This is a genomic window from Amycolatopsis rhizosphaerae (genome assembly GCF_007713715.1).
GTDB classification, from domain to species: Bacteria; Actinomycetota; Actinomycetes; order Mycobacteriales; family Pseudonocardiaceae; genus Amycolatopsis_E; species Amycolatopsis_E rhizosphaerae.
Genome location: NZ_VJWX01000283.1, coordinates 1 through 9228 on the forward strand (window position 1 = coordinate 1; position 9228 = coordinate 9228).

General features: G+C 68.8%; 11 protein-coding genes. 7 read left to right on the plus strand and 4 right to left on the minus strand.

Annotated elements, in window-relative coordinates; all coding sequences use genetic code 11:
- The coding region (locus FNH05_RS38235) for a CBS domain-containing protein (RefSeq protein WP_483964228.1) at window positions 1-282 on the plus strand (282 nt) is incomplete at its 5' end.
- A complete protein-coding gene (locus FNH05_RS24190) occupies window positions 279-755 on the plus strand; it encodes a nitroreductase family deazaflavin-dependent oxidoreductase (RefSeq protein WP_144591006.1) in 477 nt (158 codons plus the stop codon). The genes FNH05_RS38235 and FNH05_RS24190, both read left to right, overlap by 4 nt.
- Before the next feature lie 135 nt (window positions 756-890).
- Here the strand turns inward: FNH05_RS24190 and FNH05_RS24195 are convergent, their stop codons facing one another.
- The 3 genes from FNH05_RS24195 to FNH05_RS24205 all read right to left on the minus strand — a co-directional run bounded on the left by FNH05_RS24195 (window position 891) and on the right by FNH05_RS24205 (window position 3366).
- Window positions 891-1649 carry a class I SAM-dependent methyltransferase gene (locus FNH05_RS24195; protein WP_144591007.1) on the minus strand — a complete coding sequence of 253 codons (759 nt, stop codon included), beginning with the start codon at window positions 1647-1649 and terminating at the stop codon, window positions 891-893.
- 259 nt (window positions 1650-1908) lie between these two features.
- On the minus strand, window positions 1909-2328 hold the full coding sequence (locus FNH05_RS24200; RefSeq protein ID WP_144591008.1) for a MerR family transcriptional regulator: 420 nt from the start codon (window positions 2326-2328) through the stop codon (window positions 1909-1911).
- 15 nt (window positions 2329-2343) lie between these two features.
- Window positions 2344-3366: an MDR family NADP-dependent oxidoreductase gene (locus tag FNH05_RS24205; RefSeq protein WP_144591009.1), complete on the minus strand. Its 1023-nt coding sequence runs from the start codon at window positions 3364-3366 to the stop codon at window positions 2344-2346.
- 254 nt (window positions 3367-3620) lie between these two features.
- On the opposite strand from FNH05_RS24205, the gene FNH05_RS24210 reads away from it, so the two are divergent.
- From FNH05_RS24210 to FNH05_RS24225, 4 genes are all read left to right on the plus strand, one after another.
- Complete coding sequence (locus FNH05_RS24210; RefSeq protein WP_144591010.1) at window positions 3621-3962, plus strand: ArsR/SmtB family transcription factor; 342 nt, start codon at window positions 3621-3623, stop codon at window positions 3960-3962.
- A 3-nt stretch (window positions 3963-3965) separates the two neighbouring features.
- A complete protein-coding gene (locus tag FNH05_RS24215) occupies window positions 3966-4472 on the plus strand; it encodes an SRPBCC family protein (RefSeq protein ID WP_144591011.1) in 507 nt (168 codons plus the stop codon).
- Complete coding sequence (locus FNH05_RS24220; protein ID WP_144591012.1) at window positions 4472-5107, plus strand: dihydrofolate reductase family protein; 636 nt, start codon at window positions 4472-4474, stop codon at window positions 5105-5107. Before FNH05_RS24215 ends, FNH05_RS24220 begins: the two co-directional genes overlap by 1 nt.
- Before the next feature lie 126 nt (window positions 5108-5233).
- Window positions 5234-6190 (plus strand): cyclase family protein, encoded by a 957-nt coding sequence (locus tag FNH05_RS24225; protein ID WP_246127918.1) that lies wholly within the window; start codon window positions 5234-5236, stop codon window positions 6188-6190.
- Window positions 6191-6263: 73 nt separating this feature from the next.
- Here the strand turns inward: FNH05_RS24225 and FNH05_RS24230 are convergent, their stop codons facing one another.
- The gene (locus FNH05_RS24230) at window positions 6264-6914 is read right to left on the minus strand and encodes a TetR/AcrR family transcriptional regulator (RefSeq protein ID WP_144591013.1); all 651 of its coding nucleotides are present in this window, start codon (window positions 6912-6914) and stop codon (window positions 6264-6266) included.
- Window positions 6915-7133: 219 nt separating this feature from the next.
- On the opposite strand from FNH05_RS24230, the gene FNH05_RS24235 reads away from it, so the two are divergent.
- Complete coding sequence (locus tag FNH05_RS24235; protein ID WP_144591014.1) at window positions 7134-8936, plus strand: acyl-CoA dehydrogenase; 1803 nt, start codon at window positions 7134-7136, stop codon at window positions 8934-8936.
- Window positions 8937-9228: the final 292 nt, after the last annotated feature.

A 9228-nucleotide genomic window follows, 5' to 3' on the forward strand; every position in this document is an offset into this window, starting at 1 on the left:
CTCCCCGTCCTCGGCCCCGGCGGCGACTACCAGGGCTGCGTCACCGCCCAAGCCGTCGCCGAAACCCTCAGCAACGACCAGACACCCGCGCGCACCGTCGGCGACCTCGCGCAGCTGCCACCCCTTCTCACCCGCAAATCGACCCTCAACGAAGCACTCGACGCCCTCACCAGCGCCCAGGGCACCGGCCTTCCCGTTCTCGACCCCGAAACCCGCACCCTCAGCGGCTGGATCACCCACCAGTCGATCCTCACCGCACTCCACGGCCAGGAGCGAGCATGAGACTCGTCGACCATGCGCCCCGCGGCCTCCTCCGCGCCTTCTTCCGCGCCCCCATCGCGCTCTACCGGACCGGTCTCGGCGCCCTGTTCGGGCATCGACTGCTCTACCTGGTCCACAAAGGACGAAAGTCCGGGCTGCGGCGCGAAACCGTCCTGGAAGTCGTCGCCTACGATCCCCGGCAACCGGAAGCGGTGGTCGTCTCCGCCTGGGGCGAAAACAGCGACTGGTACCGCAACATCACCGCCACCCCCGCCCTCGAACTCAGGATCGGACGGCAACACTGGACACGCCCCCGTCACCGCCTCCTCGAACTCGACGAAACGGTGCGGACGCTGCGCGCCTACCGCGTCCGGCATCCCCGTGCCTGGCGACGCCTGGCACCCGTGATGGGCATCCCCCTCGACCCCGCCGCCGCGTCCGCCCACGACGCCCTGACCAGGCTGCGCGTCGTCGCCTTCACGCCCGCCGGTTGAGAGTTGTTCGCCCATCGGGCGGTTCGCTAGAACGCCTTCTTTTGAAGAGATTCCGAGATGATCGTCTTTTTTGGGCCGCCCCGATTCGGCGCAGCCCAGCCAACCGATCAACCTGGTGCTGCGCTTCAGCGCTGTTCAGGAGGCCACCACCAGTCGGTAGCCGACGTCGAGCGAGTCCCGGCCGGACAGGTCGCGGTGGTGGCGGTGCCATGCGCCGGTGCGCAGGTCGTCGGCCAACCGGGCAAGAGCGGGTCTCACCACGGTATCGGGCAGTGACGCGACGCCGGACATGCCCGCTCGCACCGCCGCGTCGAGGTAGTGGTGCGGCCGGCGCCAGTACGCGGCGAGGAACCCGTCGGTGCAATCCCAGGGAACGTCGACCGCCTGGACGTCGACGCGGCGACCGGGAGTGGTCAGCCCATCGATCACGGCGTCGAGCGTGGCCAGACCTCGCTCCCGCTCCGCGATCTCGGGAAGGTAGTCGGCGACCAGCCAGTACCGAGCCATGATCTCGACATCCCAGGTGAGCACCACCTGCCGCCGGGAGACCCTGCGCAGTTCGGCCAGCCCGGCGGCGGGATCACGCCAGTGGTGCACGGTCAGCCAGGCCACCGCCACATCGAACCCGTCGTCGGCGCAAGGCAACGCCTCCGCGACCGCACGCACCGCGGGCGCCGATCCCGGGTGTCGTTGGCCCAGCATCGTGGCTGACGGCTCCACCGCCAGCACATGCCGATCCCCCGGTTCGTACGAGCCCGCGCCCGCGCCCACGTTCAGCACGGTGGCGGCGTCACCGAGCGCGGCGTACAGACAGCGCGCGATGCGCGGGTCAGGTCGCCGCACGTCGGCATAGCCACGCCCGAGCAGGCGATACGGGTCCGTCGCCGTGGTCACCGACCACTCCCCCTTCGGTCAGGCAAATCAGCAACAGCGCGGGTCGGCCGGCTGGGCGACCACGGAGGCCCTCCGGACGCCTGAGTAGGCTGCCATGCCCTCCTACCCACCAAACCCATTGCCTCAGAACAGCTCCGGACATCATTCGATACCAGGAAGCAGGGCATGGCAAGCGACCCCAGGCAACCGCGAACGGTCACCGAAGTCCACCACTACCTGGCGGTCCGGTTGAACTCCGCGGAAGGCGCGTCCACTTCAGTTACCCGAAGGCAGACGGAACTGCGCTGACGCGACGTTCGGTGTGCTCCAGCGGGATGGGTATCCCGGTCCGTGCGGCCAGTTGGTCGCGCAGGCGCGTGAGACGCCCGATTTCGGCGTCGAGCGCGGCGATGCGCCGCTCCACGACCCCACTGGTCCGCGTGCAAACGCCTTCGCCGTACTGCGGCAGAGCGTCCTCCTCCAACAGGTGCAGACGATGGGCACAGGCGCGGACGTCCTCGACGGTGAGCCCGAGCGACAACAGCTCGCGGATGATCCGCACGCGTGCGATTTCCCGGGCACCGTACTGCCGCTGCCCGGTCTGTGTGCGCGGCGGCGGGGGCAGCAGTCCGCGCTGTTCGTAGAAGCGCAACGCGCGAGGCGTCGTGCCAGCGGCCGCGGCGGCATCACCGATCCTCATCAATCCTCCGGTCTGCTAAAGCTCCACGACGACGGTCCCCAGGTGGAGTCCGTTGAACACCTCGAGCAACGCCTGCGCCGCGCGATCGATGCCCTGCACGCGCACGTGCGGGAAGGTCATCTCACCGGATCGCAGCCAATCGCCGAACCGTTCGGTCCAGTCCGAGCGGGCAACCGGGTCGCGCGGGTCGACGAGGCCGCGGATGGTGATGCCTTTGAGGATGAGCTGGAAGGCGTCCAACTCGACCGGAGCGCTGCCGCCGGAACCGTGCGGTGACAACTGGCCTGCCAAGGTTCCGACCAGAACAAGCCGCGCTCCGGGCCGGGCGGCGGCGGCCGCCGCCCGCAACTGATCGCCGCCAACGTTGTCCACGAGGACGTCGATGCCGTCGGGTGCGGCCTGGGCCAGTTGCGTCGCGAAAGGGGCCGCGCCGCGTATGAGGACCGCGTCGTAGCCCAACTCCGAGCGCATCTTGTCGACTTTCTCCGGCGTGCCGGTGGTGCCCACCACCAGGGCCGCGCCGAGCCGGCGGGCGATCTGACCGGCCAGCGAGCCGACGCCGCCGGCTCCGCCGGTGACCAGTACGGTCTCGCCCGGCTTGAGCCGGCCGTATCGGGTAAGCGCGGTGTACGCCGTCCACCCCGATCCGAGGTGGGCGACGGGATCGGGCAATGCGTCACCGAGTGGCGCGCAGTCCGAGGCAGGCAGGACCGCATACTCCCGCCAGCCCAGCCAGTGGGCCACCAACTCGCCGGGACGCAGCCCGCTGTCGCCGGGTGCGGTGACGACCTCACCGATCGTTGCCGAGGGCAGCGAGTCGCCGGGGCGCACCGTGGGCAGCGGGGTGCCCTCGGTGGCGCCCGACAGCAGCGGGCGCAGCCGCGCGGATACCTGGAAAAACCGGTTCCGCACGAGTACCTGTCCAGGCTGGAGGGCCGGCACGGGTGTATCGACAATGACGAAGTGTTCCGGTTGTGGCAGGCCGTCCGGCGTGACGGCGAGCCGGACCTCCCGGGACAGTCGGGGCAGGGATGGCAAAGCTGACTCCTTGACACGGTCGACGCCGTGCTTCTCGCACGGCCGGGCGACACTAACCCCTGCCCCGCAGGTCAAAGGCAAGTTCCGAGTTCTGGCAGGCGCTGACCGATCGGGGTCACAATCCCGGCCAACCGCTGTGCCATCACCGCTCCTACCAGGTCCTTCACCACAGCAATCCCTCGTCAAAGCCCACGGAGGGCCGCGTGGCGCCCGCCGGGCTTGACGCGTGCCGATATGGGCATATGATGGCGGTCGTGGCACGAGCAGCGACGACGTCGGATGTCTTCAACGCGATCGCCGAGCCGCAGCGCCGGGACATCCTGGCGCTGTTGCGGGCGGGTGAGTGGCCGGTGACCGAGTTGGCCCGGGAGTTGGGGATGAGCCAGCCGCGGGCGTCCAAACACCTGCGGGTGCTCCGGGAGGTGGGGCTGGTGCGGGACCGCAAGGCAGGCAAGCAGCGCCTCTACGGCCTTGACGCCCGCGGGCTGCGGCCGGTCCACGAGTGGACCGGCGGGTTCGAGCGGTTCTGGAACGAGAGCTTCGACCGGCTGGACGCATACGTGCAGGACCTCAAGCAGGAAAGGCAGGAGGAATAGCTGATGAGCGCGACGGGACCAGGAGCGCCGGCGCAGTCCGCGACGGCCGACCGGGAGATCGTGATATCCCGGGTCATCGACGCCCCACGGGAGCTGGTGTTCGAGGCGTTCACCGAAGTCCGGCACCTGTCCCGGTGGTGGGGGCCGGATGGGTTCACCACGACCACGCGGTCGTTCGAGTTCCGCGTCGGCGGGGAGTGGGACTTCGTGATGCACGGACCGGACGGGACGGACTACCCCGAGTGGATCTCCTGGACCGAGATCGCCCCGCCGGAGCGGATCGCGCTGCTGCACGGTGAGTCCCGCGGCGACACGAACGCCTTCGAGTCGGTCCTGAGGTTCGAGCCCGAAGGTGCGGCGACCCGGATCGAGATGTACACGGTGTTCCCCACCAAGGAACTGCGCGACGAGGCGGTCGAGAAGTACCACGCGATCGAGGGTGGCCGGCAGACCCTGGGCAACCTGGCTGCCTACGTCGCCGAAATCGTTCGGAAGGGAGCGGAGCGCTGATGGCCGGGAAGGTGTTCTTCAGCGTGTCGATGTCGCTGGACGGGTTCGTCGCGCCCGAGGAGCGCACGGACGAGCCCGACGCGCAGCGCTGGACGGCGCAGTGGAGGGAACTGCAGCAGTGGATCTTCCCGCAGCGGTACTTCCGGGAGAACCTGAAGCTCGGCGAGGGCGGCGAGGAGGGGCGCGACAACGACATCGTGCGAGAAACGTTCGAGCGCACCGGCGCGAGCGTGATGGGCAAGCGCATGTTCGACCTCGGCGAGCAGGCCTGGCCGGAGGAGGCGCCGTTCCACACGCCGGTCTTCGTCGTGACCCACGAGAAGCGTGATCCCTGGGAGCGGCCGGGTGGGACCACCTTCCACTTCGTCAACGACGGCATCGAGTCCGCGCTCGACCAGGCCCGCGAGGCCGCCGGCGACCTCGACGTCCGCATCTCGGGCGGAGGCGCGACGATCCTGGAGTACGTGAACGCCGGTTTGATCGACGAATTCTCGATCGCGCTGTCGCCCGTGCTGTTCGGCACCGGAATCCGCCTGTTCGAGGGTGTGGACGCGGACCGCATAGCCCTGGAGCCCGTCCGCGCGGAGTCCTCCCCGAGGGTGACGCACCTGACCTACGCCGTCCGGGAGCGGTAGGCGCGCGGCTGAAGAGACACGGCGGACGCGAAGGAACACCCACGCGGTTGGCACGCGGACGTTCTTTCCCCTCATCCGGATAGCCTTGGTGCCTCGAACCACGTGACCGGAGGAGTCGATGCTGGGATGACGGCAGGGCGACCGATGCCCACACAGGACGACGTGCTCGGGTACTTCAGCACGCTGTCGAACTGGGGACGGTGGGGCGACGACGACGAACTCGGCACGCTGAACCACATCACCGACGACGTCCGGCTGGCGGCGGCGCGGGCCGTGCGCCACGGCAGGAGCGTGTCGTGCGCCTGGGAGGTGGCCGTACCGGAGGACATGGAGCGGTCGACGACGACCTGCCCGTGCGCCGCGGACATGCCGGGCGCCGAGCACATGCCGGCGCCCGGATTCCGCGCCGACCGCCGCTGGGGCTTTTCGTCCGAGCGGCTCGGCATCACGTTCCACGGCAACACCGTCACCCACGTCGACTCGCCGTGCCACCTCTTCTGGGACGGCACGATGTACAACGGGCGGTCACACTCGTTGGTCGGCGCCGCAACGGGATCGGCGTGGGCGGCCGTCACGGCGGCGGCGAACGGGATCATCACGCGTGGTGTCCTGCTGGACATCGCGAGGGTCCGCGATGTGCCGTGGCTGGAACCGGGGCAGGGTGTGTTTCCCGATGATCTCGAGGAGGCCGAGCGTCGCCAGGGCGTGCGGGTGCGATCCGGCGATGCGGTACTCCTGCGGACCGGCTACGGCCGTGTCCGGCACGAGGCCGGTGAGACCGGCGGTTTCACGCAGGCCGGCTGGCACGCGTCCTGCCTGCCCTGGCTTCACGAACGGGAGGTCGCGCTGATCGGCGCCGACACCCCCCAAGACGTTCAGCCGTCCGGGTACGAAGACGTCTTGATGCCGGTTCACGCCGTGAGCCTCGTTGCGATGGGTCTGTGGCTGCTCGACAACTGCGACCTGGAGATGTGCGCGACGACAGCTGCCGAGCTCGGCCAGTGGGACTTCCACCTCGCAGTCGCGCCGGTCCGCTTCGCCGGTACGTCCGGCAGCCCCGTCAACCCGATCGCCACGTTCTGAGTCGATCAGCCCTGCGCTGGGCTGCCGTTTACGGCATGAGCACCGATCCCGCACGCACCCGCCACGCCCTGGCTCAGAACACGTCAGGCCGCAACAACCGGGTCGCCAGTCTGCAGTAGAGCCGCCCGATCTCGTCGGGGGTGTAAGGCGCTCCGGGAACGAACCAGCGCGCGACATCGATCCCCAGGGAGAGGATCGCCGCGCCGACCCCGCGCAGTTCGGGGTCCTCCGGCGCGCCCGGCCCCGATGCCCTGGTGATGACCTCACGAACCACCTGCTCGGTGGCCCGGCGGATTCCGGCGACGGTCTCCGCGTGCTCACCGGAGAGCGCGTGCAGTTCGTACTGCACGACACGGGCCGTCGTCCGCTGCTCGGCATGCCACCGGGCGAACGCGTACACCAGCGTCCGGAAGGCGTGCTCCGCCGGGCTCAGCATCGAAGCGGCTTCGACGATCGCGAGCGCGCTTTCGTGTCCTCGCCGGCTGATCTCGAAGAACAGCTCGTCCTTCGAGCCGAAGTGGACGTAGAGCGCGGCGGTGCTCAGACCGGTTCCCGCGGCGATGTGTTTGAGAGTCGTCGCGTTGAAACCGCGGTCCGCGAAGGAATCCAGGGCCGAGTGGACGATCGAGCGCGCGGTCGGCGGAAGATCGGACCAGGAATCCCGGGCGCGCAGGATCTCCTGACCCGCCTCCGCGGCCCGCGCCACCTCGGTCTCGATCGTCATGCTCCCCGTCCCTCGCCGTGCTCCGGGTCTCCATTTCACCATCACCCCTTGCTCGCGAACGAGGAGGCCTGGTACTTACTAATCAATCAGTAACCTCAGGAGTGCTCGTGACCGGGAACCTCACCTTCGGCTTCACCGTCCGCAGCGTGGTGGTGACCCACCTCACCGGCGGTCTTCCCCGCTGACCGGGCCCCCAACACCTCGATCCCCCGGAGCACCATGTCCCCGCAATCCTTGCTGTTGTCCCGCAACGACATCGAATTCCTGCTCTACGACTGGCTCGACGTGGAGGCGCTGACCTCCCGGCCGCGCTTCGCCGACCACTCCCGGGAGACGTTCGACGCCGTCCTCGACGTCTGCGCCGACCTCGCCGAGAAGCTGTTCGCACCGCACAACAAGAAGAACGACACGCACGAACCCGTGCTCGTCGACGGAAAGGTCCGGCTCAACCCCGAGGTCAAGGTGGCGCTCGACGCCCTCGCCGAGACCGGGGTCCTGGCGGCCACCGCCGACGCCGAGGCCGGCGGTCTCCAACTGCCCCAGGTGGTGCAGTCCGCCTGTGCCGCCTGGTTCGCGGCGGCGAACATCGCGACCTGGAGCTACGCGATGCTCACGATCGCCAATGCCGGGCTCCTGCTCGAACACGGCTCGCCGGAACAGGTCGACAAGTTCGTGCGCCCGATGTTCGAGGGCCGTTTCCACGGCACGATGTGCCTCTCCGAGCCCCAGGCCGGCTCCTCACTGGCCGATATCACCACCCGGGCGGAACCGCAGGCGGACGGGACCTACCGGATCTTCGGCAACAAGATGTGGATCTCGGCAGGCGAGCACGACCTCGGCGAGAACATCGTCCACCTCGTGCTGGCAAAGATCCCCGGAGGGCCGGCCGGGGTCAAGGGCATCTCCCTGTTCGTGGTGCCCAAGTACCTGGTCGAGGACGACGGTAAGGCAGGCGCCCGCAACGACGTCGTCCTCGCCGGGCTCAACCACAAGATGGGCTACCGGGGCACCACCAACACGGTCCTCAACTTCGGCGAGGGAGTGCACCTGCCCGGCGGAAGCCCGGGAGCCGTGGGCTACCTCGTCGGCGAACCGCACCGAGGGCTCACCTACATGTTCCGCATGATGAACGAGGCCCGAGTGGGCGTCGGAGCCGGCGCGACCGCACTGGGATACACCGGATACCTGAAGTCACTCGACTACGCCCGCACCAGGACGCAGGGCAGGGCACCGAGCGCGAAGGACCCGGAGTCGCCGCAGGTGCCGTTGGCCGAGCACGCGGACGTGCGCCGGATGCTGCTCGCGCAAAAGTCCTTTGTGGAGGGAGCACTCGCGCTGATCCTCTTCTGCGGGAAGACGATCGACGAGCAACGCACCGCGACAACCGCCGAGGAACGCGACCGGCTCACCCTGCTCCTGGACATCCTCACCCCGATCGCGAAGAGCTGGCCCGCACAGTGGTGCCTGCACGCGAACGACCTCGCCATCCAGATCCACGGCGGCTACGGCTACACCCGCGAGTACGACGTCGAGCAGCACTACCGCGACAACCGCCTCAACCCGATCCACGAAGGAACCCACGGCATCCAGGGCATCGACCTGCTCGGCCGCAAGACCACGATCGCGGGCGGCGCCGCACTCCGGGAGCTGGAATCGCTGATCCGGTCCACCCTGGACAAGGCGGCCGCAGCAGGTGGTGAAGCGGCCGACCTCGGCCACCAGCTGGACGTCCATCTGCACCGCCTGATCGAAGTCACCCGGCAGGTCAACACCGAACCCGACGCGGCCCTGAGACTGGCGAACGCCTCGCTCTACCTCGAAGCGACCGGTCACATCGTGCTGGCCTGGATCTGGCTCGAACAGTTCCTGGCGGCCGGCACCGGCGAAGACCACCTACGGCAAGGCAAGCGACACACCGCGCGCTACTTCTACCGATACGAACTCCCCCGCACCCAGCCCCAACTCGACCTGCTCGCCACCCTCGACCCCACCACCGTGGAATGCGATCCCGCTTGGCTCTGAGGCCAACGCACGCAGTGCAGCCTGGCCCACCGCGCGTCGGTCGAAGTCAGGAGCATCTCGCCCAGCACCGGCTGCCCGGTTCAGGCCGAGAGTGGCCGGTCACGGTGCCAGGGCGAGGATTTCATCCGAGTCGTAGGCGAGGAAGTCCCCGAAGGGAACCAGTGGCCGCAGCCATCACTGACAGCGGCAAACCCGGATCCGGCGGGCCGACACATACCTGCGACCCACCAGGCAGGCGTCCTCAAAGTCAGCGTGCCGATGCGAAGGGGTCGACGCAGGTGAGCTCGACGCT

What these genes read in the sequence shown, in the direction of transcription:
- FNH05_RS24220 (WP_144591012.1), top strand. Translation starts at nt 4,472, where the DNA reads ATGGCCGGGAAGGTGTTCTTCAGCGTGTCGATGTCGCTGGACGGGTTC.
- FNH05_RS24235 (WP_144591014.1), top strand. Translation starts at nt 7,134, where the DNA reads ATGTCCCCGCAATCCTTGCTGTTGTCCCGCAACGACATCGAATTCCTG.
- FNH05_RS24230 (WP_144591013.1), bottom strand. Translation starts at nt 6,914, where the DNA reads ATGACGATCGAGACCGAGGTGGCGCGGGCCGCGGAGGCGGGTCAGGAG.
- FNH05_RS24200 (WP_144591008.1), bottom strand. Translation starts at nt 2,328, where the DNA reads ATGAGGATCGGTGATGCCGCCGCGGCCGCTGGCACGACGCCTCGCGCG.
- FNH05_RS24215 (WP_144591011.1), top strand. Translation starts at nt 3,966, where the DNA reads ATGAGCGCGACGGGACCAGGAGCGCCGGCGCAGTCCGCGACGGCCGAC.
- FNH05_RS24225 (WP_246127918.1), top strand. Translation starts at nt 5,234, where the DNA reads ATGACGGCAGGGCGACCGATGCCCACACAGGACGACGTGCTCGGGTAC.
- FNH05_RS24190 (WP_144591006.1), top strand. Translation starts at nt 279, where the DNA reads ATGAGACTCGTCGACCATGCGCCCCGCGGCCTCCTCCGCGCCTTCTTC.